The sequence below is a fragment of the Rhodoluna sp. genome (genome assembly GCF_044239955.1).
Taxonomy (GTDB): Bacteria; Actinomycetota; Actinomycetes; order Actinomycetales; family Microbacteriaceae; genus Rhodoluna.
This window is the reverse complement of record NZ_JBIIAL010000008.1, coordinates 10,976-33,633: the sequence shown is the minus strand read 5'-3', so window position 1 is coordinate 33,633 and position 22,658 is coordinate 10,976. Positions and strand designations below refer to the sequence as shown.

Genomic DNA, 22,658 nt, shown 5'->3' with positions numbered 1-22,658 from the left:
TCTACAAACCCTCGAAGATGCTTCTAGCTATTTGCTCGGTAGATAATCCTGTTGCTGCCTTAGCCAAATGCGTAGCAATTGCAGACTCAAGCTTGTTGGCCGCATCTTCTTCATCGATGTGACGAAGAAGCATCGCAGCCGATGCGATAGCAGCGGTTGGATCAGCCATGGCTTTTCCTGCAATGTCAGGAGCAGAACCATGAACTGGTTCAAACATGGAAGGGAAAGCCCCGCTTGGGTTCAAGTTGCCACTGGCAGCCAAGCCAATACCGCCGCTGATAGCAGCAGCCAGGTCAGTCAAAATGTCGCCGAAAAGGTTATCGGTCACAATTACATCGAACCTGGAAGGTTCGGTGACCATAAAAATGGTTGCTGCATCGACATGTAAATAGTCGTGATCCACACCTGGATACTCTTTGGCTACTTCGTTGACGATCCGCTGATACAGCGCACCCGAGTGAACAAGCACGTTGTGCTTGTGGACAAGAGTTAGCTTTTTTCTGGCTCTGGAAGCTGCGAGCTTGAAGGCGTATCGAACTACCCGCTCAACACCGTAAGCGGTGTTTACTGAAACCTCATTGGCCACCTCGTCGGGGGTTCCTTGGCGAATCGATCCACCGTTACCGACATACGGGCCTTCGGTGCCTTCGCGAACTACAACAAAGTCAACATCTCCAGGATTTGCAAGCTTGGAAGAAACACCTGGGCATAACTTTGTTGGACGCAGGTTCACGTAATGATCAAAACCAAAGCGCAGCTTTAGAAGTAGTCCTCGCTCCAAGATTCCGGAGGGAACATTCGGATCTCCGATAGCTCCAAGAAGCAATACATCTTGGGTAGCAAGGGATTCCATCTCGGCGTCAGTGATTACAGTTCCGGTAGCCAGATACCTTCTAGCGCCAAAGTTAAACTCAGTTTTTTCGAAATTGAGTCTGGGGGCAGCCTGCTCTAACGCAGCCACGGCGTGGCGAATGACCTCTGGACCGATGCCATCGCCAGGAATAACCCCAAGCTTTACTGATTTAGCCAATTGTTCTCCGCTCAATAGAACAACTTTACTTGTTTTGAGCCCCGGGGCAGCGGGCGAGTTTTTGGCTAGGGAAGAAAGGTTAGCTTCTTAGCCTTCATAAGGACCTTTAGTCTCGAAACTGCAGATTTCCCCATGCCGTGCAAAGAAGTTAGCTTCTCGAGCGAAATTTTTCGAAGATCCGAGACCTTATACAACTTGGCATCAACCAAAGCCCGTCTCGCGGGACCAGAAAGACCAATCTTTCGCCACTCCCCATCAAAGGCTTCGTAGCTCGCGGGGTCTTCGGGGTTTGGTTTTAAGGGAGCGCTCTTGCCAGGTTTTGCCATATGGCCAGTTTAGATAGCTAGCGCCTCACAGCTAGGGGAATGGGGGTGATTGAAGACTGGAATCCTTACGGGGTCTGACCTATCTTGTCCCCGTCAATTTGGGCTCGGACCTGTATTCTCCAAGTATCAATTTCTAAGTATTTGGGGGAACAATGGCTACAGATAAGCCGCTCTACCAGCGAACCTGGTTCATCGTATTTGTGGCTTTCGTTGCATTTTCGATCTTGGCCACTGCACTTAATAGTGGAAGTGATAGCGAATCCCCCTCGACTAGCCAGCAGGAGACCAAAACACCAACAACAACGCCGACGGAATCGGAATCCGAATCGTCGGAGCCGAGCCCGGAGGCCTCGACAGATCCAGACTCTGCGTATAACATTTCCTACTTCATCTACAGTTCAAATGGTCAATTCATTGACTTGGACAAAGATATCAATGATGCGATTGGCAGAGCTGAGAATGATCAAACGATTCGCCTGCTTGGAAACATTGTCGAGTTCGCATTCAACTATGGTCAATTAAACGCCTTAGACGCCCCAACTGCGGTCGCTGAGCAGTGGGCCGATGGACTAGCTGCGCTTGATGCTGCGATTGAGTTATCTTCCGATGGGTCAGCTGACTTTACATCTGGAGACATAACCACATCCGAAATGATCAATCTTCTCTATGGGGTGCAGTCGCAAGTTGACAACTTGCGTTCAATAGTCGCAACTTTGGAGTAGTTGGCCTGTGGGTCAGCAGTAATCCGTGGCCGACCAACTCTTGGAAGAGATCTTCAGAGAAGATTTATGCGTCACACTAATTTCAGTGTCTCGAGTGACGGGCTTAGATCAATCCGTGAATGGGCAAGCTGCTGAGGGGAATAAGGTGCCGCAGGCTTGTGACAATCTCATCACTTGGACCATCCCATCAGCCGCGACAAGACCCCCATCGACACCCTCTTTTAGCCAATAGGAGGATACGATCCCAAGCACTCGACCTTTGCTGTCTACCATGGGGCCTCCAGAGTTTCCCTCGTTCGCTGCAGCATCGGTTTCGTAATACCTGTCATTCACGGCCGAGATAATACCTAGAGTCGCATAATTAGTTCTGTCTAGTGGATTTCCAACAATAATTGCCCAATCCCCCATGTTTGCCTTGGGAGCAGGCTGTAGCGGTGGGATATAGTATCGAAGGTCAATTCGGGCCAGGTCAGTGGTGTTGCCGGGATCTGCTTTAGGATCCCAAACGTCTGGCTCTTTTGCTACTAGCACCCCATTCAGTTCACGGCCTTCGTACTCAACGACAACAATCGAGTTCTCCTCACAGTCATCGAAAATGTGAGCTGCGCTAATGATTGTCGACTTTATCCCGTCTGGCCTAGCAATATCAATCGCAACTCCAGTTCCTTGACTTGATTTGCAATAAACCAATACGGTCGATTCTTGGACCATGGCGGTTACTTCAGGCGTGTTCGGCTGCGCCTCAATAGTGACATAAAGGAAATATCCCAAAACGGCAGCAAGCGAAGTCATGAAAATTGAGGTGAGTAGAAAAACCCATCTCGAAAGGGATCTCCGAAACCACCGGTTAGTATCCTCCGCTTCAAGTGCAGACAGATCTCCCCAAATTGCGTTTGAGTCCTGCCTTTTGCGAAGCAACCTTCTCTTATTCATAACACTCCCTACTCAGCATCACTGCTGAGTGATAACTACAATTCTGTTCTTTTTGCCAAGCTCTTCGACAAAATTTCCATCCTCATCCCAGTCAATTTCGGGACCTTTGTCTCCACCGATTGATTCGATTTCGACTGTTACCCCAGCCTGCACCAATAACTCCGCAAACGCATCAGCTCTTTGTTTACTTAAAACCAAGTTGTCTCCGACTTTGAACATATCCCTACTCACACCGGATGCTGTGTACCCGACAACGGTTATCCCGCCTGTGCAATCAGGCTTTTCGGCTAGCTCGTCGGCGATCTTCTCGGCAGCTTCTTGAGCTTGATTTAGATCAATGAAAATCGCAGTATCTGGTTTGAAATTGAAGCCACTTTCAGAAGTTAGAGTCATCTGGATGCAAGCATCAGGAAGTGCAGTTATTTGAGTCACAGGAATAGAGCCTTCTCGTGGTGTTCCAGAAGCCACCTCAAGCTGAAAAGTCCCTATTCGTCCATTGCTGGCAACTATCAACGCTTCCCAGAATGCCACCAGGGAGTCCTGAGATTGTTGATTCAACTTCTCTTGGGCAACACCATCTGTTTGCCCAAGCCCTACCCAGTCAACCCGCGCCCCTTGAAGGTCTGGTAACACACCGCCAGTCTTGAGAGCCTCGATTATTACCGGGATTGCGTCGAGAGTTGGTATTCCGTCTTCGGTGAAATTGATTTGCCCAACACTTTGGATGCCATTACCGACGACAATGACAATTTTTTCCGAACCAGACGCCTTAACGTCAAAAGCTCTGGCCGCAACAGTCAAACCTTGTAAGAAGTCGGTTTCGGGGGTAATCGTGTAACCGCCGCTATATTGCAATTCTGGATCCTGGACCGCACATTCATATACGGAAGTCAATTGATTAGTGTTCTGCGAGGCTAAAATTTCACCATCATTCTGGTTGTCCCGCTTTTCTATCAAGACTGATTTTTTTATTTCGGGAGCGCCGTCTGCTAGGACAGTTGAAAGGCGCGAACCCTCCCAGCCCAAGGTTTTAGCCAAATCTGATTGGGCGACGTCCAAGGCAATTTGGAAGTCCGTGAAGTTCTGCGATGGCGCAAGCACCGCCACAACGTCTACTTTAATTGTTGGGTCGTTTTCGGCCTGGCTAGGATCACAGTTGATCGTTGCCTCAGGAAAAATGCTACAGCCTGAGAGAAGGACTGCAGAAATCAAAGCTATAGATACTGGCTTAAGTGTCTGTCTGATTTTCATTTTAATGATTACTCCGATTTCTTCAGTTCTGCTTTTGTGGCGCCAATTTTTTTTGTTTGGCTGACTTCGTCCTTATCTTCTGAACGCTGACGAGGCGTTTTGCGCCACTCCTTGTCCTTAGCTGCTACGTCTGCCTTTGCCCTCCTGGCCTCTCTGCCCGGAGAGGGTTTGGAGTTTTTTCCAATGTAGGCCGAAGTGAAATCCACCTCTCCTAATTGGTTAACGAGAGAACGTCGGTATACGCTTTTAGCCGCTTCTCCAAGCTCAGCACGGGCTGCCTGCACTGAGTCTTCAAAGCTTTTCTCCGCCACCTCAAGGCTGGCCTCTAAGGCTGGAACGAGTGTGCTTGACTTGGAAATCTTCATTCTGTTTTTCTCAAGTGCCCGCTGAACCCGATGCTTGGAGAACAGGAGTCGAGCGTATTTAGTCTCATGTGGGTTGTGCCTGATCTCGTTCACCATAAGCCACAGTCCCAAACCAAGCAGCATGAATAAGAGGCTGAAGAACAAAGCTTCTCTTGAATCTTGCACGACTTTGTTTGTTTCTTGTCCGTCGGTTATGAACAGCACTCTTAGGTACGTGAGAAAAAATGCAAAAGTCAACCAAATAGAAAACATAACTACAATCTCGATCCAGTAAACGAGAACTTTGGCCGGTTTTCTTAGGAGTACCCCTATGCGATTTCCCACAAAGTGAGGGAAAGCGATCTGCACTCCCACGGCAGGAATTGTTAGCAAAATAGACTCGTTAGTGTTGGCCAGGATTGCGTTAAAAGCGGCAAATATAAGTCCAATATCTACAGCCGCTACAAGTATGAAAACCAAATAACGAGCAGAAATGCGCATCCACCCATTCAGCAGAGATGTCTGAACCGGTATTGCCCCTGGCCAAAAAAGATTGGATTTCCCAGTTTTCTCCCCTTCTAGTATTTCCGATTGCTTGGCAAGCTTTTCATCCCGGTCGAGTAGTTCAGCGCTAAGAGAGTCCTCTCGTCGAAGATGCTTTACGACAGCTGATTCAGCATCTAGTAGTTTTAGCTTTTCAACCAAAACCGACCGTCGACCTCTGTCAACAAGCCTCATTTCAACAAGAGCAAGGTGATCTTCAATCGCTCGTTCCCACGGCATCTGTGCCAGACCGTCTTCGGAGAACAAGAACTCATCGTAGGCACCAGAGATGATGTCCATCTCTGCAGCCTTAGACGCAGAAGCAAGGTACCAGTTGTCGTTTACTCCATCGGGCAGTTCTGGAATATTTGAGGGGGTTCGCTTGCTGGAATTCTTCTTAAGGATGTTCTTTATAGCGTTCATGCCCTTGCCTCTATCTTGGTTTTCGTCACTTGTGATTCGAGGCTATGAATTTCCACAAGATCAATGGACTCCAGCTCAGGTACTTCCGCTTGGACGCTCGAAACATCAACTTTCATTTTAGCTGCGCGAGCACGCGTGTAGATACTGGCCATTTGTTCGTAGTAATGAACCCAGGATTCAAGTGCCTGTTCGGCTTGCAGTAGGTAGGTTTGAGCTCGAGTGAGATTTGATTCATATTGAGCCGCAAAATTTCTACGTTGATTCTCCAAATATCTGATTTGCTTTAGAAGTAACTTTTGCTTTCTACCACTGGAGTCACCTTGGCTGGCTAGATCGGCGAGAATTTCCTTGAGGGATTCCAACTTCACGATTGTTCTGGCATTGCCCGCTTGAAGGGGGTCTATAGCTTCGATAACCCATTGATTAACTTTTCTTTGCCCAGCTCTTGCCACGTTTTGGGCTACTAGAAGAGCGTGCGTTCTCGTAAAGTCTTTTATGCCTTTATTACTCTTAGCGTCTGATCGTCCCTGCCGCCTCAATCTAAGCGACAACCGAAATGACACGGTCATTGGGGCAGTGACCGACTTTATTGAATCAGAAATAGTGCCCCCCTTGATGTTTCTGCATTCGAGCTGATTAGAATCCTACATCACCGTTGACTTGGCTAAATTTTGGTTGATGGTGCCTGACGCTTCCAGTGCTAAGCGAAGGCCCAGTCCAGATATCTAGAGACTTCTAGCTAGGGCAGTGAGAGTTATGGAGGGCTTGATTCCTTGCTTAGTTTGGACCTGCCCGTCCTGGTTGGTGATGAACTCCACCCTTAGGGGAAGCTCCCCCAAAATATTTTTCATTGACTCAACGCTCGGCAAGACATCAGGGTTCTGAGGCCCCCCAAAGCCATCCTTGAGATTCTCGAGTGCATGCCAAACCCCAAAAAATATCCCGCCAGGGACAATGCGGTCAACCAATCTGGCAATCCCAGCTTTTAGGTGCTCGTGATTGATTTGCATGTAGGCAATTACTCCAAGATCAACTGGAGCTAGTTTTGATTCGAAATCTAGAGCGGAAGCCTGGTTTGTGAAGACCCGGTCAGAAACACCTCTTTCGGCGGCAAGCCTTTCACACTTGGCTAAACCAACGCTAGACAGATCAATGTTTTCTGCCTGCCAGCCCTTCTCGGCAAAAAAGACAGAGTTGCGACCTTCACCCCCGGCAAGATCAATCATCTTGCCTGGGGTGAGGTGCGCTAGGTATTGTTTGACAAAGCGATTGACTTTAGTTGTGTAGACGTAGTCTTCATCCGCGTACTTCTGATCCCAGAACGCTTTGTCCATTTGGCTTTTGATCCAAGCCCTTTTCCTGCTACTTGACTACCTCGAGCCCTGTTTCAGCAGCAGCATTTCCTAATGCTCCACCGTTACGAAGTTCTCCTGTGAAACCATTGGCCTTCATGGTCTCTATAGCTGCACCTGAGCGGTTACCGCTTCGGCAGTAGATGTAGTAGTTTGCTGACTTATCTAAAGTCTCAAGGTTGGCCATGAAGGCTGCATCTTGAACATCAAATAGCAGCGCACCTTTTAGGTGACCGGCTGATGTTTCTTCAGGTGTGCGAACGTCGATAACAGCTGCATATGTGCTCATGTCCATGGGCTCCTCAGCACTGCAACCAACTAGTCCAGTAACAGCGAACGCTGCGATAAAGCTAGCAGCAATAAATTTGTAAAACTTCTTCAATTGGTGGTCCTTTCTTATACCCCCTAGGGTATACTAAAAACAACACAATCGCAAACTCTTTAGGAGTCAAAATGCAAATAGAGCCTCAAGATCTCAAAAAAGCCAGAGACCGCCTCGTTCGCGCTCAGGGCCAAATAGCAGGAGTAGTAAAGATGCTCGATGAGGGCAGAGACTGCACCGACATCTTGACCCAGCTCTCGGCTGCTAACTCAGCTCTTACCAAGGCAGGCTTTGCAATCATAGCCACCGGCATGGCCCAGTGTGGCAATGATGCCGCAGGAACCAAAGATCGAGCCACGCTCGAAAAAGCCTTTATGTCTTTGGCTTAAATCTCATACCTCTTTATAGCAATCCACTAACCCAAGGAATCAAATGAAAACAGTAATCATCGGTGGTGTAGCTGGCGGAATGTCCGCTGCGACAAGACTAAGAAGATTGCAAGAAGATGCAGAAATTATCATCTTCGAGCAAGGTAAGAACGTCTCCTACGCCAACTGCGGTCTTCCCTACCACGTGGGTGAGATCATCAAAAATGAGTCCGAGTTGCTCCTACAAACCCCAAAGAGCCTAAACGACCGCTTCAACCTAGATGTCAGGGTCAACTCCAGAGTCACCAAGATTGATCCCGCCAACAAGACCGTCACGGTATTGAACCTGATCGATAACCAAAGCTACGAAGAGTCTTACGACAAGCTAGTTATTTCAACCGGAGCAAAGCCCAGAGCCCTACCCACACCAGGCATCGAAAGAACCCACGTCCTCAGAGACGTAGAGGACGCGGCAGGAATTAAGGCATTGGTTGACTCCGGCAAGATCAAATCAGCTGCTGTCCTTGGAGCAGGCTTTATCGGTATTGAACTTGCCGAGAACTTTATTCACCGCGGGGTCAAGACCACGGTAGTTGAGATGAGTAAGTCGATCCTCCCCCAGTTCGATGCCGAGATCATCGAACCCTTCCAGGCTCACCTGGTAGCAAACGGCATCGAACTAGCACTTGGCGTCACAGCGGCAACCATAAACGAGCAAACCATTACTCTTTCCGATGGCAGAGAAATCGAAGCGGATCTGGTTGTTTCAGCTGCTGGTGTAGTTCCAGATCACCACCTAGCGGTTGAAGCAGGCCTAACAATTGGTGAATCAGTTGGAATCTGGGTTGATAACCACCAAAGAACTTCCAACGAGCACATCTTCGCCATAGGCGATGCCGCTGAGAAAACCAGTGCGTTTTCGGGTAAGGGTCAGCAGATATGGCTGGCCAACCTAGCTAACCGTCACGGAAGGCTTGTAGCAGACGTTATTGCAGGCGAAAAAGTTGAAGTCAAAAAAGCCATCGGAACAGGAATCATCGGTGCCTTCGGAATGGCCGTTTCGCTAACAGGTCTTACCGAAGGCCTAGCTAAGAAGTTGGGTATCACTGCCGAAATCATCCACCTTCACCCAAGCTCCCACGCTGGTTACTACCCAGGAGCTGAAAGAGTCTCGCTCAAAGTTCTATTTGACCCAACCTCCGGCAAATTACTTGGGGCTCAAGCTGTTGGGCTCGATGGCATCGACAAGAGAATCGATGTAATCGCAACTGCTATCTATGCAGGGCTAACCGTGCAGGATCTAATGAACCTAGAACTTGCCTACGCACCAGCTTTTGGCTCAGCCAAAGACGCCATCAACCAAACCGGTTACGTTGGCGATAACGTCTTTACCAGCAAGACCGAAAACGTTCAGTGGCACGAAATTGAAGCCTTGCAGGCCTCTGGAACAGTGTTGGTTGACGTTCGTGACCGAAGCGAGAACCAAGCCGGAGCTATTCCTGGTTCGCTATTGATTCCTGTAAACGATCTACGTGCTCGCCTGGATGAAATCAAAGGCAACGACATCGTGGTGCACTGCGCCGTTGGTCAGCGCGGACACACCGCTGTTCAGCTACTAAAGGGGCATGGCATAAAGGCAAAGAACCTCTCCGGTGGATACACCACATGGCGAGCTGGGATGGATTCCAGAGCTAGGGCTTCGACCTAAGGAGAAGTCCGTCTGGGATCACTTGTGCGAGTCGATAATCCAGTCGAAGCCCAGCTCCAGCATTTTCCGGTCCGAGGTAATCAACTTAGCTCCATTAGCTTTCACGGTTGCAAGAATCATGCGATCAAACGGTTCATGCCTTGAAAGACTCTGGAGCGAGTAGGTTTCGAGGGCCTCTTTAACACTAAATGGCACACTCTTTAGCTTTGGAGTATCTAGCAACTTCAGTAGTGGTATTGAAAGATTGAGCTTGCCCAGCATGTTCTTGATAGCAATCTCAAACACTGAAATCGAAGAGTAATAGAGGATCTCTGTGCTGGCAACAAGCTTGGTGGTTTTTGAACCTAGTATTTTGGGTCGCGTTAGAATCGCAAGCAATGCATTGGTGTCTATGACCAGCACTAGTCCATGTATCCAAACTTGCGCCAAATCTTATGCATCTCTTCGTCTAACCGATCCCACTCATCCCAGTCAAAATCCTTGAATTCATCGGCGTACTTACCGAGGATCCAATTACCTCTTCTTGTCGTGTATTCCGTTACCTCTTCCGAACTGAGTGGGGCCAGTTTCATTGTCGGCTTGCCTGATCTGAAAACAATGATTTCTTCACCTAATACGACGTCATCGGCAAGTTTGGACAGATTAGTTTTGGCTTCGCTAATGTTCACTGACCTAGTCATGGCTTTAGCATAACTTGGCGCCATTGCAGCTGACAAGAGGTCGACTGGAAGTGTTTCAGAATAGCTAGAAATTTTGTTCATGTGAAAAAGCTAGCTCAAACGTAATGAGCTGTTTGAGATTCGTAAGCAAGTTGTGGATAAGTCTCCAAGCAAGACTCTGGGTATCTAGCCAACAGAGATAGTAATAGCCTTCATGGTCGAAGCGTCTATGTCCTTCTTTAGCTTCTCAAGTACCGAAGGTTCAATTGGTGAGTCAACAGTGATAACCGAAAGGGCCTTGCCGCCCTTTTGCTGCCTTGCAATCTGCATGGCAGCAATGTTGACATTGGCGTCGGCAAAGGCCTTTCCATAGACCGCGACAATACCTGGGCGGTCGGTATAAACCATTAGGACCATGTGCTCGGCAAAAGCCAGCTCAACTTCGTAACCGTTGATGCCGGTGATCTTCTCGTGGCGCTTTGGGCCAATTACTGTTCCAGACACCGAAATAACATTGCCATCAGATAACACCGCACGAATGGTAGTCATGTTGCGATACTCTTCCGAAACCCGATCGGTCGTTAGCTTCACATCAACCCCACGGGCTTCAGCAAGTAGCGGCGCATTGACATAGCTAACCTGATCAGTAACAGCGTTCTGGAAGATACCCTTCAATGCAGCCAGCTTTAAAACCGAGACATCGTGCACGACAATCTCGCCCCGAACCTCAACTTCAATAGAAACCAAAGAAGCATCAGCCATACCAAACAAGACCTGACCTAACTTTTCGGCCATAGCAATACCAGGCTTTACCGAGTCGTCAATGTTGCCACCTGCGACATTGACCGCATCTGGAACTAGATCCCCAGCCAGGGCCAGCCTTACCGACTTAGCAACCGAGATACCTGCTTTTTCCTGAGCTTCATCAGTTGAAGCTCCAAGGTGTGGGGTGACAAGAATATTTGGCAGAGACAACAAAGGCGAGCCCTTAGGGGGCTCGTTGTTGAAAACATCTAGGCCGGCGCCAGCAATCCGGCCAGAGGAAAGCGCCTCAAGTAAAGCGCCCTCATCGATGATTCCACCGCGCGAGCAATTAACAATTCTGAGTTCTTTCTTGGCAATAGCAAATTGGGCAGTACTGATTAGCCCAGTAGTTTCTGGAGTCTTAGGAATGTGTATCGTAATGAAATCAGATTGCTGCATAAGCTCATCAAGGGTTGCAAGGCTCACTCCCATCTGCTCAGCTCTCGCTGGCGTGACATAAGGGTCATACCCAATAAGCCTTGCTCCAAAGCCAGCTAGGCGCTCTGCAACAAGTGAGCCAATTCTTCCAAGACCAACAATTCCTATTGTCTTGTCGTATAGCTCAACGCCGGTGAACTTGTTTCTTTCCCACTTGTCTTGCTTTAGCGAAGCATTAGCATCTGGAATGTGACGAGCCAAAGAAAGAATGTGTCCGATGGCTAACTCAGCAGCTGAAATCACGTTTGAAGTAGGAGCATTAACAACCATCACCCCAGCACTGGTAGCTGCCTTGATGTCAACGTTGTCTAGCCCAACACCAGCTCTTGCAATAACCTTCAGTTGCTTTGCCGCTCCGATTGCCTCAGCATCTACCTGGGTAGCAGAACGAACCAAAATAGCCGAAGCAGTTGCGATAGCAGATAGCAAGACGGCACGATCAGTGCCGTCAATGTTCTTGATCTCAAAATCAGGACCCAAAGCCGATACCGTGGCAGGCGAAAGCTCTTCGGCGATAAGAACTATTGGCTTAGTCAATGGCAAATCCTTGGGCAATTAGAGGGAAAGCTGCGACATCGAAGCTGAGTCCCTCAATTCTAGCCAGTTGCGGGGAATGGAGCCTATTTGATTCTGCAAAAACCCATTACACTCAACGCTAAGGGAGGCCCAGATGGCAAGACCATATACCGCAGAGCGCCCAGTCGAATACCCCGCTAAACCCAAAGCCATCAGATCTAAAAAAGGTCTAACCAATCTCCCTAAAGGTCCAAACTCCCTTGGAGGACTATTAACCCTCAGGTTTCTAAGCGACACCCCTAAGTTCTTACTAGATCTTCAAAACAAGTACGGAGACACCGCCTCCTTCTTTCTTGGAGGCGAGCTGTTCATTGCCTTCTTTGGCCCCGAAGGAGTAACCGACGTCCTTGTAAAAAAGCAGCACTCCTTCGTCAAAGGAGTGGGCTTTGAGCGCATGCATAAGGTCCTAGGCAAAGGCTTACTAACAAACGAAGAGCCGGTGCATCTTCGGCACCGCCGAATGATGCAACCGCCCTTTCACCACGGGCAACTAAATGACTATGCGCTAAACATGAGATCTATTACCAAAGATCACATCGCCAACTGGCAACTGGGCCAACAAGTCTCAGCCAACGAAGAAATGATGAGACTTACCTTCCAGATCGTGGCACGATTGCTGTTTTCAACCGATATAGATAAGTACGCCGAAGGCGTGCAACACCACATGGGTGTTGCCATCGACCGCATCGAGCGAACAATGCTGCCAGGTCTCGACCGGTTCGATGAGAGCCCACTTCCCTACTTCAAAAAGTTCAAGGAATCAGCCGAGTATCTAGCTGATGTGGCTGAAGACATCATCTCGGAGCGGGTAGCAAGTGGTACCCACGGCACAGATTTACTGGGCCTATTACTTGACGCCCGAGACGATGAAAACCAAGCCCTTAGCCACGACGATGTAAGGGATGAAACCCTAACCCTTATTCTTTCTGGCCACGAAACAACAGCCAACGTAATGACCTGGGCCCTTTCCTACCTTCGAGACCGCGATGATCTCTGGGAGAAACTAAAGCAAGAAGCTGAGCAATACCTTCCAGATAACTCACCTCCAGAAATACGACAGATCCTTTCAGCCCCAACCGCCAAAGCCATCTTCCAAGAAGCCCTAAGACTTGCCCCACCGGTATGGGTCTCCCCGAGACGTGCCATCGAAGATGTTGAGGTCGCAGGAGTTAAAGTTCCCAAAGGAGCACACGTTCTGGTTAGCCAATACGCCAGCCACAGAAACAACAAGTTCTTCCCAAACCCAGCGAAGTTCCAACCAGAACGCTGGAAAGACGATCTAGAAGATAACCTCCCAAGAGGTGCTTACTTTCCCTTCCTAGCCGGAACCAGAAAGTGCTTAGGAGATCAGTTCGCGCTTCTCGAAGCGCACATCATCTTGCTCGAGATGGCAAGAACCAAAAGACCAAAGCCAATAGATGCCAAGCTCCCCATTGCAGAACCAAGAGCAACCTTTAGACCCAAAGGCGGGGTTCCATCCATTGTTGTTGGCTAAAGCCAACAACAAACAAAAACACTAAAAAGAACTATTTGTTGCAGGTGCAAAGCTGCTCTGCTGGGTATCCAGCTAGAGCTTCTTCGATGTGCTGTCCACAACCAGACCAGGTGATCTTGTTGCAGCTAGAGCAAAGAGCTGGTGAACACATAAGCGCCTCCTAGAAGTTGAATATTTACCTAGCTCTAGCTTATACCCTGGGGGGTATAAGAGGCAAGTGAGTCAAGGTCTCCATCAAAGACCACGACCTCACATCCCTGGTGCTGCTCCAAGAGTGGCCTGGCTCAAGTAGCTCAGCAGCTTCAATGGAAATACTCTTAGCAAGGTTCCCAGCGGTGTGGAACTGCTGCCAATTTCTTTCAGTTACAAACTGTCGCAATGCAACCAGTATTTTTTCATTCCCCATGACATAAGCGTACAAGCGTGTCTGGTATCGGATGGGGCTATATCGATGAAGTCAGCTTTCCTTTTTCAAGGTGAGCTGACGCTAGAGTATGAGTATTAGGGGGAAATATGAAAATCAAGTCTCTGTTGGGTGTGCTACTAGTCATAGCTATGGCTACTGGTTGTACGCAGCCTTTACAATACTCTCAGAAGTCAACTGATTCAGGGTCCTCTGGTTCTTCAGGCTCCTCTGGTTCTTCAGGCTCCTCTGGTTCCTCTTCCTCAAGTGCAACTCTTCTAGAGGACTGTCAGGCGTACCAAGCTGAAATTAGCTCAGTCAAGTACGACGTCTTTTTGGAACAAGAGTGGCTAGCCGTCACATCTGGAGGAACTACAACTTTTGAGTCCAGTGATTTCTCTGAATTGTGGACTGAGATTCAGACTGGTGACTTCCCCACTTGGGATGATGTCTACTATGTTGTCTGGAATTTGTGCGCATATGGTGCTGATTTTGAACTTTCAACAACCACTGACGAGGATGAGTATTACTTTCCCAGTGCCTTTAGCGTGAAGGAAGGAATGGTTGTGGCTCTGGCGTATTACTGCGACAATCCCGACGGATCTGCGCTCAGCGAGTCAAATTGGACCGTTACGTCTCCTGTGGCCGTGAATGGGTTCTTTTCTGTCTACGGAGTTTTCGTAAATCAGGGTATTGCTACGTTTGACATGGATGTTTCGATTCCAGGAGAGTCATACATTACGCCTGCAGATTCTGTTGCAGAGGACATGCTTGACTCTTACGGGTGTTCATGGCCGATGAAGATTCTAGTTTCTGACTAGATTCCGTTACTGATTAGCAAAGTAACTAGACGCCTACCCCATCCCTGCAGATTTCTTGAAAACATAATCGAAGAGCCTCCTTAGCTGGCGCAAGAGACCGAACAAGGCGTCTATCAGAAGAAGTAGGGCGCTAACCAGGGTTCGGCCGATACGAAGAGTGGAGTTCTCAGCCACCTGGTGAGTTTAAGTATCGACGCATTATATAGGGTTGATATATATGAGTGACAGCCACTAGCCTGATAAAAATCTTGCTTTGGCTGTTACCGAGCTTAGGTAATTGGGGACCCGGGGGAGTTATGAAAAAAATCGAACAGACGATCGTTAATGCTTACGGGGGCGTGGAATACCTGCCGACCTACCGGATAAAATGGATGGCTCGATTGGTTTACAGCAGATGGTTTGAATTCTTTATTGCTGCCGTTATTCTTACAAACGCCATAGCCCTGGGCATTTTGACCCTACCGGGGCTCAGTAGCGAGGCCGAGCAAGCTGCAATACAAATAGATGCGATTGCCTTTTGGATCTATGTCGTTGAGTTGGGCCTCAGGCTGGCCTCGTATGGAACCAAACCCTGGATGTTCTTCACAAGAGGTTGGAACATTTTCGACTTCCTGGTTATTGGGCTTGCGCCATTCTTCCAAGGTCAGTCAGCAGTTCTAAGGCTTCTCAGGCTCTTTCGTTTACTTAGAATCTTCCGCTTCTTGCCCGAAGTTAGGATCCTCTCGACTTCTATCTTGAAGAGTATCCCGCCGCTTCTTAGCATGAGCGTTCTGATCACCTTGTTGCTCTACTTATATGGAATGGCTGGGGTGTACCTATTCGGACAAGAAGCGCCTATCGCCTGGGGGGATATCGGTGCCAGCATGAAGAGCCTATTTATCCTGTTGACTCTAGAAAACTTTCCTCTATACCTAGAAGAGGGGCTTTTGATCAGCCCTCTAGCTCTGCCATTTTTTCTGTCTTATGTATTCCTAATTGTGTTTACCGTGTTGAACGTACTTATTGGAATCGTGTTGAATGCTATGGATGAAGCAAGACAAGAAGATAAGTCTGCAAACAAAGAGCACACCCAGTTATCCAAGATCGTCTCATCGCTTGAGAGAGTAATTGCCGATGGCAAGACCTCTCAAACTGAGCTTGATTTTCTCAAGGGAGAACTTGCAAAGCTCAAGCAAATGAGAGAACCCAAACCCGATTAGGGGTTTGGGTTCTACCCCAAAGCGTCGTTTGTTTACTTGACCGCAGGTCCTTACTTGTTTTCAGCGAAATAGACGAAAGCCACTCTCCCCATTTACGGAGAGAGTGGCTTTCGAAGGAAAAACCTTATTACAGGCCAAGCATTGCCGCTGCGATAATAGCTCCGAGGGCCATGCCGAGAACCGTTCCCAAAATACCTATCGTTAGGCCGATTGGGGCAAGACGCTCTTTTTTGACGAGGGCTACCACGCCAAGAATGATTGCTGCAGGACCAAGAAGTATTGGGAAGATAAGCAAAGAAATTGCCCCCAGGACTATGGCCAATATTGAAAATGTGTTGGACTGATTTGCGTTTGACTGATTTGCGTTTGTCATTTTTTCCCCTCAAGGTAATTGGTGTTGCTGTCAATTGACACAAAGTTACTACAAAACGAAGCCTTGTCAAGGAGCCACCCGGATGGCATTTTCCCAGGTGAAGGTCGTAAGGAGACTGTCTCAGCCGGGTCCCTGTGGTCCCGCTCCAGGTAGGCAGCGCCAGTGGACTCTGTTCCTAGACACACATGTCTCTTAAGGTCTCGATCTTGCTTCTCTTTCAGCTCCTATGCCTTGACGAAGCGGTCGATAAGGTTGATTGCATCAGCTAGGTAGCAATGGCTAGTATTAGGCCACAAAACAATTGGGGGAATAGAAATTGAGTATAGGAATTGAGATCCACACTTTGGATCCTGGAAAGAATTACGAGAGCCTAGGCCAGGTTAAGGCCCGAGTTGGGGCTGCTACGGCATTATCAAAAACACCGACTCTTGAAGATGTCAACTATAAGTTGCAAGAAGAGGTCGCAAGGCGTGGCGGAAATGGCGTGATCAATGTGAGGTACGAGCGCGGCGTTTCCATGACTTCCTGGAAGGCACTTACCGCCTACGGTGAAGCCGTGATATTCGAGTCGGACGAGAAGGTGTGCCCCTCTTGCGCTGAAACGATCAAGGCAGCGGCTACTAAGTGCCGTTACTGCCAGACCGAACTCAAATAACGTGCATTCGGTCTTCTCTAATCTTTGCTAGCTAGAAGATGATCTCTTGCAGTCTTCGTAAAATACAGAATTTATTTTTTAAAAGTTGTTAGTGACATTCTGATAAAGCGGGTTCTCAGGGAAGCCGATTTTGCGCGAATAACAAAAACGGTGGTTTTTAGCTAAACCCCGGGTCTTTGATCCTTTAGGCCCATGTCCATTTTTGCTCTAGCTGCAGTAACCTGTGATCTTTCGGAAACCTCAGGAACTCCAACCTGCCAGAAGGCTCCGCCTTCTGTGAAGTCGGCAGCTCTTACCTTGGTGACAATAACTGCTGTTCTATCGGCAGCTCTTGCCTTGACTAGCGCTTCGGAGAACTCACTTAGTGTGTTTATCTCGAAAGTTACTGCTCCCATGGATTCAGCGTGAGCTTTGAAGTTCACGCGGATGTCAGAACCTGTTCCAACAGAGTCTTTGAGCATGTTGTTATAAGACGCTCCACCTTGGCCAACTTGTAATCTTTCAATAACTGCGTAGCCTTCGTTGTCGCAGACCACAAGGATCATCTTGTGTCCAGAAAGCAAAGAGGCATAGATGTCTGAGTTCATCATCAAATATGAGCCGTCTCCAACCATCGCGTAGACCTCGTTATTGGGCCTTGCCATAGCTGCTCCCCAGGCGCCAGAGATCTCGTAGCCCATGCAGGAAAAGCCATACTCGCAGTCAAAGGTGGCAACACCCTTGCTCATCCAGTTGATGTTTAGCTCCCCTGGTAGTCCTCCGGCTGCAGTCAAGATGTAATCCTCGGCAGTAGCCGACTCGTGAACTAGTCCAACAAGCTGAGCGTAGCTAGGCGGCCAAACACCGTCGTCGGCAGTTCTGCCGTCGACAAAGGCCTGCAGGTCTCCCCTTAGTTCGCGAGATTTCTTGGTCCAAGATTCCTCTGCGCTCCAGCCAGCTAGTTCTGATGTTAGCTCGGTCAGGCTCTCTCTGGCATCGCCAACAAGTGGAAGTGACTGATGTTTGATGGCATCAAAGCGTGCAGCGTTGATGCCAACAAACTTGGTTTCAGGATCGAATAGTGTCCAAGATCCAGTAGTAAAGTCTTCCAATCTGGTCCCTACCGCTAGAACTACATCTGCACCGCTAACTACTTTGTTGGCAGCTTCGGCACCGGTAACTCCAAGTGGTCCTGAATACAAAGGGTGTGATGCTACAAGCGAAGACTTACCAGCAACAGTTTCAACAACTGGAATGCCAAACTTCTCAGCAAAACCAGCAAGTTCTTTTTCGGCTCTGGAGTAGTGCACTCCGCCACCGGCAATAATGACGGGTTTCTTTGCCGAGCGAATTAGCTTGACTGCTGCCTGGAGCTGACCAAGATCAGGTCTTGGTCTTGCGATTTCGTGAATTTTGGTTTCGAAGAATGCAACCGGGTAGTCATATGCTTCTGCGGTTACATCCTGAGGCAGTCCAATAAATGCTGGTCCACAGTCAGCTGGGTCCAGCAACGTGGAAACTGCCTGTGGCAGAGATGAAAGAATCTGTGCTGGGTGAGTAATTCTGTCCCAAAAACGGGTCACTGGTTTGAATGAATCATTTACAGTTACGCTCGGCATTCCAAAGTGCTCAACTTGCTGCAGCACTGGATCTGGAAGGCGAGAGGTAAAAGTATCTCCAGAGATAAACAAAACAGGAAGTCGGTTAGCCATCGCAACCCCTGCTGCTGTCACCATGTTGGTGGCTCCTGGTCCAACAGAAGAGGTAGCAACAAGAATCTGCTGGCGGCGGCTTGCTTTAGCAAAAGCTGCTGCAGCAAGGCCCATGCCTTGCTCGTTTTGGCCTCGATATGTTGGCAGTTCATCGCGGTGCATCTCTAGGGCGTGGCCCAGGCTGGTCACGTTGCCGTGACCGAAGATTCCCATGACTCCAGGAAACAGTGGCACGTTTTTACCATCGACCATGATGCGCTGGGCAATTAGGTATCTAACGATGGCTTCGGCGGTAGTAATTCTTATTGTCTTGATTGCCATTTACTTTGCCTCCCCTAGGTCTTTGACGCTCTCCCATGTTCTTGAGGACCAAGAATCGATCAAGGCCTGCTGAACACTCACTACATCCACTGCTTCTTTAAAGCTTGGGCTAAAGGACTTACCCGTTGCCATAGCTTCCAAGAAGGAGTAGTCCTCTATGGCAACAAAGTCCTCCAGGCCGATGGAATTGGCCTGGCCTGGTACGAAGTTGGCGTGGAATGGGAAACGATCGCCTCCATATATAGTTGTGTATCCAGAACTTAGGTCGTCGGTTAGCTTGTAGTACTGCATCTCGTTTAGCTTCTCTAGGTTCCAAGAAATAGATCCTTTGGTTCCGTAAATTTCAAAAGCGTTCTGGCTTTCAGGACCAACAACAGTTCGGCTTACCTCAAAGGTTCCGGTTGCCCCGTTTTTGAACCGGCAGAGCATCGAAGCGAAGTCTTCGTTTTCGACGTCTCCCTTTGGGTCTTCTGGCTTACCGCGGCCATAGTGACCGGTGGTTCCTGATGGTAGGGGACGCTTCTTAATTGTGGTGTTTTCCATACCGATTACCTCGGCGATGTCTCCAACCAAGAACTGTGCCATGGAAACCGAGTGGCTAAGGATATCGCTTGTGACACCGTAGCCGGCCTGGTCCATGAGGAATCTCCAGGTAAGTAGCCCCATCTCGTCACTTCCATACATCGAGAAGAAGCGGCCACGGTAGTGAGTGATCTCACCTAGGTCACCAGAGGCAATTAGGTTCTTGGCGTGCAGTACTAGAGGCGCCCAGAGGTAGTTATAACCAACACCAGAAGCAACTCCTGCTTTTTTTGCTGCGTGATACGCAGTTACAGTTTGTTCTGGCTTACCGCCGATTGGCTTTTCGCTAAAGACTGCTTTGCCGGCGGCAGTTGCTGCCTCAATCATTGGAACGTGAAGCATGTTCGGAGCTGTGACCCAAACAGCGTCAACATCTGGAGAGTTGACGGCGTCTTGCCAGTTCTCAACTGCTCGCTCAAAGCCAAAGTCGTTTACTGCGCGGTCTCTTCTAGAGGCTTCAGTATCCGCACACACCACAAGCTTCGGGTCGAAAGAGCGCTTTGGGAACAGTGATGGGATGCGAAGCATGGATCTGGAGTGTGATTCACCCATCCAGCCAAGGCCTAGGACGGCAATACCAATACGTTGGTTCATGATTTATCTCTTTCTAGGTGTTGCGGAGCTCCAAGGAAGTCTTGGGTCTTGGGTTTGGGTGTTCCAGTTCTCGCGAATCCAGTGCTTATCTGGGTCATCGCAAAAAGCCATGGTGCGGGTTTCGGCAGGACCTGCCAGCACATTCAAGAAATACATTGGGTACTCAGGGGTTGCGCTAGTTGGACCGTGATATCCCTCGGGAACTATGTATAGATCGCCATCTTTGATTGAAACGGTTTCATCTACTGAGCCGGACACTGTGTATACGTGGAGCAGGCCTAAGCCTTCCGAGCTTCCGTGGACCGAGTCAATTTTACCAATGCGGAAGTAGTAGATCTCTTCATTGTTGGTGGCGCAGCCTTCGATGCCATCGTGGCGGTGCGGTGGCCAAGAAGATACGTTACCGCCTGGAGTAATAACTTCACAGATGTTGATCTTGTGAGCTCCCTTGAATGAATCTGGGGTTGCGATGTTGGTTACCTGCCTCGAAGCAAAGCCAGATCCTCTTACCTCAACTTGAACATCTTTAGCTGCGGTGTGAACTATAGGAAACACTTCAGTTGCTCTTGCAGTACAAATCGCAACCTCACCCGAAGCGGCTCTTAGGGTGATCTTTGAGCCAACCGGTGCATAGATCCAGTCAGACACCTGATCAAATACTCCGGCACGTCCTGCCAGTTGAAATTCTTGGCCGTCTAAGGTCACTGTCACATCTTTTGCAGAAAGCGGAAGGATCACCGCCTCCTCGCCGGTTAGCTCAAGTTCAAAAGTGTTGCCATTAGCCAGATTTGCAATCTGCATGCCGCTGTATTGCCAACCGGCTTGTTCTGGGGATAAAGAGACATCGGTAGTTGCAGTAGCAAGAGATCCATTTGGATAGTGCCAGCTCATTAGTTTCCTCCAGTTGGATTTTGTCTTACTATTTGCCCTGCACGTCTTACAGCACCCTCGGAATCTCCATTCAGTGGATAAAGCAAACTTCTTCCGGCAACCAGTCCTCGAACATTTGGCTCTTTCATTCCAGCCACCCAGCGGTTGAATAGCTCATCGGAGTTAGCTTCTGGTTCGCCGCCAAGCATCAAAACCGGCAACGAGGTTGCGCCCGCTACCTCTGACATGCTTGGGCTAGCTGGAACTTTTAGCCAAGAGTAAGCCGAGCTAGAACCAAGACCAGAGGCTATCGCTACTACCTTTATTAGAGCCTCGTCCGACTCATCCAAAATGGCCATGCCTTCGGCGTTCTTTTTGTAAGGCAGCGGCTCAATCATGGCCATGAGCTTTCTATCAGCTAGCTGGGTGGTTAGCGCTGCCACGGTTTCGATAGTTCTAGCTACCGATGGGTCGTGGTAGTCGATCCGAATTAGGGTCTTACCACCATCGAGTCCCATGGACTCGATGTGATCGGCGTCATAAGAAGTGAGCCTGTCGTCTAGTTCCCACTTAGCCCCAATGATGCCACCGCGGTTCATGGTGCCAATAGCTAGCTTGTTTTCTAGCGCTCCAAGAAAAGCAAGCTCCTCCAAGATATCTGCACTGGCTAGAACTCCATCAACCTCAGGAAGCGCTAGGCACCTGGTTAGGCGATCCAAAAGTGTGTATCTGTCGGACATCGCAATTGGATCAAGACCCAAAGAAATCTTTCCGCGTGCCGTGTGATCGGCTGCCAAAATCAGTAGGTTGCCATCGGTAGTTTTCTTTGCTCTGCGAGTGCGGCTAGTTAGCGCGTTAGTTATGCTCGCAGGTTCAAAAACTCTGGCATCAAGCAGTGCTTGGTATTTGGTTCTATCTAGACTCATGAGGCACCCTCCAGAATCAAATCTAGCTCGCTAAGTGTTGGCATCGCATCTGCACAAGTCAACCTGGTCGAAACCAGTGCTCCGGCTGCATTAGCAAAGCGTCCCATTTGTTCTAAATCCCAGCCCTGCAGAATTCCGTAGCAAAGAGCTCCCCCAAATGCGTCGCCTGCGCCAAGGCCGCAGACTACCTCTACTGGGGTAGGTGCAATTCGAACTCGCTCTGTTGGGGTTGCAAGTAACACTCCAGCGGCGCCTAATTTGATGACCGCCAGTTTTACGCCTAGTCCTAGTAGCGCATCGGCCGCTTCATTTTCATCTTGGCTCCCAAGAGCAACTTCACATTCCTGCAAATTGCCAACCACGATTGTTGCAAGCTTCATAGACTCTTGAGCTTTTGCTCTGGCTGCACCCTTGTTCACCCAAAGAGATGCCCGGTAGTCCAAATCAACAATGGTGTGTTGGGAAGACTCTCTTAGCTGCATCCAAGAAATTGCTGCCTCTGCAGTTTCACCAACCGCTAGGGCGCTTTGGCTGATCCAGAGGATCTTTACTTCTTTTATGGCACTTTCTGGAATATCAATGGACTGCAGCGTGGTGTCTGGGGCTTGGTTTCGGTAGAAGGCGATTGTTGGGGTTTCCGGTGGAGTCAGGGCCGCAAAGGCCAGTGGGGTCTGGGCTCCAGCCTGGGTAAAGACATAATCGGTGGCTACACCAAAGCCAGTTAGCTTGTTTCGGACATACTCACCAAAGCCATCCTCGCCAACCTTGGTGGCGAGGGCGGAAGCGAGCCCAAGCCTTGCTGCGGCAACAGCCACATTGGTTGGTGAACCACCGATAGATTTTTGAAAGGTTTGCTGGCCATCGAAACCGATGTTTGCTTCCTGAGCGTAGAGATCAACACTCACCCGACCTACGCTCAGAACATCCAT

Annotated in this window: 25 protein-coding genes; 7 read left to right on the top strand and 18 right to left on the bottom strand. The window is 49.1% G+C overall.

All coding sequences use genetic code 11. The features are described from left to right. Nucleotide 1: 1 nt before the first annotated feature. Together AC9UFE_RS04170 and AC9UFE_RS04165 are read right to left on the bottom strand one after the other, a co-directional pair. Complete coding sequence (locus AC9UFE_RS04170) at nt 2–1,030, bottom strand: 3-isopropylmalate dehydrogenase (protein WP_509545973.1); 1,029 nt, start codon at nt 1,028–1,030, stop codon at nt 2–4. 65 nt (nt 1,031–1,095) lie between these two features. Further along, nucleotides 1,096–1,356, bottom strand: coding sequence for a helix-hairpin-helix domain-containing protein (locus tag AC9UFE_RS04165; protein ID WP_509545924.1), 261 nt, complete (start codon nt 1,354–1,356; stop codon nt 1,096–1,098). Nucleotides 1,357–1,508: 152 nt separating this feature from the next. Here AC9UFE_RS04165 and AC9UFE_RS04160 point away from each other — a divergent pair, with 152 nt between their 5' ends. Then, a complete protein-coding gene (locus AC9UFE_RS04160; protein ID WP_509545922.1) occupies nt 1,509–2,078 on the top strand; it encodes a hypothetical protein in 570 nt (189 codons plus the stop codon). Between the two features lie 108 nt (nt 2,079–2,186). Here the strand turns inward: AC9UFE_RS04160 and AC9UFE_RS04155 are convergent, their stop codons facing one another. The 6 genes from AC9UFE_RS04155 to AC9UFE_RS04130 all read right to left on the bottom strand — a co-directional run bounded on the left by AC9UFE_RS04155 (nt 2,187) and on the right by AC9UFE_RS04130 (nt 7,306). Then, a complete protein-coding gene (locus AC9UFE_RS04155) occupies nt 2,187–3,011 on the bottom strand; it encodes a S1C family serine protease (RefSeq protein WP_509545920.1) in 825 nt (274 codons plus the stop codon). 18 nt (nt 3,012–3,029) lie between these two features. Next, on the bottom strand, nt 3,030–4,262 hold the full coding sequence (locus AC9UFE_RS04150) for an OmpA family protein (RefSeq protein ID WP_509545918.1): 1,233 nt from the start codon (nt 4,260–4,262) through the stop codon (nt 3,030–3,032). A gap of 8 nt (nt 4,263–4,270) precedes the next feature. Then, nucleotides 4,271–5,572: a hypothetical protein gene (locus tag AC9UFE_RS04145; RefSeq protein ID WP_509545916.1), complete on the bottom strand. Its 1,302-nt coding sequence runs from the start codon at nt 5,570–5,572 to the stop codon at nt 4,271–4,273. Beyond that, nucleotides 5,569–6,024, bottom strand: a complete 456-nt coding sequence (locus tag AC9UFE_RS04140) for a hypothetical protein (RefSeq protein WP_509545914.1) — start codon at nt 6,022–6,024, stop codon at nt 5,569–5,571. The genes AC9UFE_RS04145 and AC9UFE_RS04140 overlap by 4 nt, the downstream gene beginning before the upstream one ends. Nucleotides 6,025–6,297: 273 nt before the next feature. Further along, nucleotides 6,298–6,906: a class I SAM-dependent methyltransferase gene (locus AC9UFE_RS04135; RefSeq protein WP_509545912.1), complete on the bottom strand. Its 609-nt coding sequence runs from the start codon at nt 6,904–6,906 to the stop codon at nt 6,298–6,300. A 28-nt stretch (nt 6,907–6,934) separates the two neighbouring features. Continuing rightward, nucleotides 6,935–7,306, bottom strand: coding sequence for a rhodanese-like domain-containing protein (locus tag AC9UFE_RS04130; RefSeq protein WP_509545910.1), 372 nt, complete (start codon nt 7,304–7,306; stop codon nt 6,935–6,937). Between the two features lie 71 nt (nt 7,307–7,377). Between AC9UFE_RS04130 and AC9UFE_RS04125 the strand changes: the two genes are divergently transcribed. Further along, nucleotides 7,378–7,635 carry a metal-sensitive transcriptional regulator gene (locus tag AC9UFE_RS04125; protein ID WP_509545908.1) on the top strand — a complete coding sequence of 86 codons (258 nt, stop codon included), beginning with the start codon at nt 7,378–7,380 and terminating at the stop codon, nt 7,633–7,635. Between the two features lie 43 nt (nt 7,636–7,678). Continuing rightward, entirely contained in the window at nt 7,679–9,322 is a 1,644-nt protein-coding gene (locus tag AC9UFE_RS04120; protein WP_509545906.1) for an FAD-dependent oxidoreductase, read from the top strand. 18 nt (nt 9,323–9,340) lie between these two features. On the opposite strand, the gene AC9UFE_RS04115 is transcribed toward AC9UFE_RS04120, so the two are convergent. The 3 genes from AC9UFE_RS04115 to serA all read right to left on the bottom strand — a co-directional run bounded on the left by AC9UFE_RS04115 (nt 9,341) and on the right by serA (nt 11,760). Then, nucleotides 9,341–9,724, bottom strand: a complete 384-nt coding sequence (locus AC9UFE_RS04115; protein WP_509545904.1) for a type II toxin-antitoxin system VapC family toxin — start codon at nt 9,722–9,724, stop codon at nt 9,341–9,343. Beyond that, nucleotides 9,724–10,083, bottom strand: a complete 360-nt coding sequence (locus AC9UFE_RS04110) for a type II toxin-antitoxin system Phd/YefM family antitoxin (RefSeq protein WP_509545902.1) — start codon at nt 10,081–10,083, stop codon at nt 9,724–9,726. Before AC9UFE_RS04110 ends, AC9UFE_RS04115 begins: the two co-directional genes overlap by 1 nt. 84 nt (nt 10,084–10,167) lie before the next feature. Continuing rightward, nucleotides 10,168–11,760, bottom strand: a complete 1,593-nt coding sequence (gene serA, locus AC9UFE_RS04105; RefSeq protein WP_509545900.1) for a phosphoglycerate dehydrogenase — start codon at nt 11,758–11,760, stop codon at nt 10,168–10,170. 133 nt (nt 11,761–11,893) lie between these two features. Here serA and AC9UFE_RS04100 point away from each other — a divergent pair, with 133 nt between their 5' ends. Then, complete coding sequence (locus tag AC9UFE_RS04100) at nt 11,894–13,294, top strand: cytochrome P450 (RefSeq protein ID WP_509545898.1); 1,401 nt, start codon at nt 11,894–11,896, stop codon at nt 13,292–13,294. Between the two features lie 31 nt (nt 13,295–13,325). Here AC9UFE_RS04100 and AC9UFE_RS04095 read toward each other — a convergent pair whose 3' ends face one another. Beyond that, nucleotides 13,326–13,445 carry a DUF8730 family Cys-rich protein gene (locus AC9UFE_RS04095; RefSeq protein WP_509523397.1) on the bottom strand — a complete coding sequence of 40 codons (120 nt, stop codon included), beginning with the start codon at nt 13,443–13,445 and terminating at the stop codon, nt 13,326–13,328. 362 nt (nt 13,446–13,807) lie between these two features. Here AC9UFE_RS04095 and AC9UFE_RS04090 point away from each other — a divergent pair, with 362 nt between their 5' ends. Together AC9UFE_RS04090 and AC9UFE_RS04085 are read left to right on the top strand one after the other, a co-directional pair. Next, on the top strand, nt 13,808–14,518 hold the full coding sequence (locus tag AC9UFE_RS04090; protein ID WP_509545896.1) for a hypothetical protein: 711 nt from the start codon (nt 13,808–13,810) through the stop codon (nt 14,516–14,518). 296 nt (nt 14,519–14,814) lie between these two features. Then, on the top strand, nt 14,815–15,717 hold the full coding sequence (locus AC9UFE_RS04085) for an ion transporter (protein ID WP_509545894.1): 903 nt from the start codon (nt 14,815–14,817) through the stop codon (nt 15,715–15,717). A gap of 127 nt (nt 15,718–15,844) precedes the next feature. Here AC9UFE_RS04085 and AC9UFE_RS04080 read toward each other — a convergent pair whose 3' ends face one another. Then, nucleotides 15,845–16,090, bottom strand: a complete 246-nt coding sequence (locus tag AC9UFE_RS04080) for a hypothetical protein (protein WP_509545892.1) — start codon at nt 16,088–16,090, stop codon at nt 15,845–15,847. A 316-nt stretch (nt 16,091–16,406) separates the two neighbouring features. On the opposite strand from AC9UFE_RS04080, the gene AC9UFE_RS04075 reads away from it, so the two are divergent. Then, complete coding sequence (locus AC9UFE_RS04075) at nt 16,407–16,745, top strand: hypothetical protein (protein ID WP_509545890.1); 339 nt, start codon at nt 16,407–16,409, stop codon at nt 16,743–16,745. A gap of 161 nt (nt 16,746–16,906) precedes the next feature. Here the strand turns inward: AC9UFE_RS04075 and iolD are convergent, their stop codons facing one another. Genes iolD through iolC form a run of 5 tightly spaced genes read right to left on the bottom strand, consistent with a single transcriptional unit; the run spans nt 16,907 to nt 22,658 of the window. Continuing rightward, nucleotides 16,907–18,757, bottom strand: a complete 1,851-nt coding sequence (iolD, locus tag AC9UFE_RS04070; protein WP_509545888.1) for a 3D-(3,5/4)-trihydroxycyclohexane-1,2-dione acylhydrolase (decyclizing) — start codon at nt 18,755–18,757, stop codon at nt 16,907–16,909. After that, complete coding sequence (locus AC9UFE_RS04065) at nt 18,758–19,933, bottom strand: Gfo/Idh/MocA family protein (protein ID WP_509545886.1); 1,176 nt, start codon at nt 19,931–19,933, stop codon at nt 18,758–18,760. 3 nt (nt 19,934–19,936) lie between these two features. After that, nucleotides 19,937–20,824 (bottom strand): 5-deoxy-glucuronate isomerase, encoded by an 888-nt coding sequence (iolB, locus tag AC9UFE_RS04060; protein ID WP_509545884.1) that lies wholly within the window; start codon nt 20,822–20,824, stop codon nt 19,937–19,939. Then, nucleotides 20,824–21,729 carry a Cgl0159 family (beta/alpha)8-fold protein gene (locus AC9UFE_RS04055; protein WP_509545882.1) on the bottom strand — a complete coding sequence of 302 codons (906 nt, stop codon included), beginning with the start codon at nt 21,727–21,729 and terminating at the stop codon, nt 20,824–20,826. The genes iolB and AC9UFE_RS04055 overlap by 1 nt, the downstream gene beginning before the upstream one ends. Beyond that, the gene (gene iolC, locus AC9UFE_RS04050) at nt 21,726–22,658 is read right to left on the bottom strand and encodes a 5-dehydro-2-deoxygluconokinase (RefSeq protein WP_509545880.1); all 933 of its coding nucleotides are present in this window, start codon (nt 22,656–22,658) and stop codon (nt 21,726–21,728) included. The genes AC9UFE_RS04055 and iolC overlap by 4 nt, the downstream gene beginning before the upstream one ends.

Coding starts and splice junctions, on each gene's coding strand:
- AC9UFE_RS04165 (WP_509545924.1), bottom strand. CDS start 1,356: ATGGCAAAACCTGGCAAGAGCGCTCCCTTAAAACCAAACCCCGAAGAC.
- iolB (WP_509545884.1), bottom strand. CDS start 20,824: ATGAGCTGGCACTATCCAAATGGATCTCTTGCTACTGCAACTACCGAT.
- AC9UFE_RS04090 (WP_509545896.1), top strand. CDS start 13,808: ATGAAAATCAAGTCTCTGTTGGGTGTGCTACTAGTCATAGCTATGGCT.
- AC9UFE_RS04125 (WP_509545908.1), top strand. CDS start 7,378: ATGCAAATAGAGCCTCAAGATCTCAAAAAAGCCAGAGACCGCCTCGTT.
- AC9UFE_RS04135 (WP_509545912.1), bottom strand. CDS start 6,906: ATGGACAAAGCGTTCTGGGATCAGAAGTACGCGGATGAAGACTACGTC.
- AC9UFE_RS04085 (WP_509545894.1), top strand. CDS start 14,815: ATGAAAAAAATCGAACAGACGATCGTTAATGCTTACGGGGGCGTGGAA.
- iolC (WP_509545880.1), bottom strand. CDS start 22,658: ATGGATGTTCTGAGCGTAGGTCGGGTGAGTGTTGATCTCTACGCTCAG.
- AC9UFE_RS04160 (WP_509545922.1), top strand. CDS start 1,509: ATGGCTACAGATAAGCCGCTCTACCAGCGAACCTGGTTCATCGTATTT.
- AC9UFE_RS04150 (WP_509545918.1), bottom strand. CDS start 4,262: ATGAAAATCAGACAGACACTTAAGCCAGTATCTATAGCTTTGATTTCT.
- AC9UFE_RS04065 (WP_509545886.1), bottom strand. CDS start 19,933: ATGAACCAACGTATTGGTATTGCCGTCCTAGGCCTTGGCTGGATGGGT.
- AC9UFE_RS04100 (WP_509545898.1), top strand. CDS start 11,894: ATGGCAAGACCATATACCGCAGAGCGCCCAGTCGAATACCCCGCTAAA.
- AC9UFE_RS04120 (WP_509545906.1), top strand. CDS start 7,679: ATGAAAACAGTAATCATCGGTGGTGTAGCTGGCGGAATGTCCGCTGCG.
- AC9UFE_RS04095 (WP_509523397.1), bottom strand. CDS start 13,445: ATGTGTTCACCAGCTCTTTGCTCTAGCTGCAACAAGATCACCTGGTCT.
- iolD (WP_509545888.1), bottom strand. CDS start 18,757: ATGGCAATCAAGACAATAAGAATTACTACCGCCGAAGCCATCGTTAGA.
- AC9UFE_RS04055 (WP_509545882.1), bottom strand. CDS start 21,729: ATGAGTCTAGATAGAACCAAATACCAAGCACTGCTTGATGCCAGAGTT.
- AC9UFE_RS04145 (WP_509545916.1), bottom strand. CDS start 5,572: ATGAACGCTATAAAGAACATCCTTAAGAAGAATTCCAGCAAGCGAACC.
- AC9UFE_RS04155 (WP_509545920.1), bottom strand. CDS start 3,011: ATGAATAAGAGAAGGTTGCTTCGCAAAAGGCAGGACTCAAACGCAATT.
- AC9UFE_RS04080 (WP_509545892.1), bottom strand. CDS start 16,090: ATGACAAACGCAAATCAGTCAAACGCAAATCAGTCCAACACATTTTCA.
- AC9UFE_RS04110 (WP_509545902.1), bottom strand. CDS start 10,083: ATGAACAAAATTTCTAGCTATTCTGAAACACTTCCAGTCGACCTCTTG.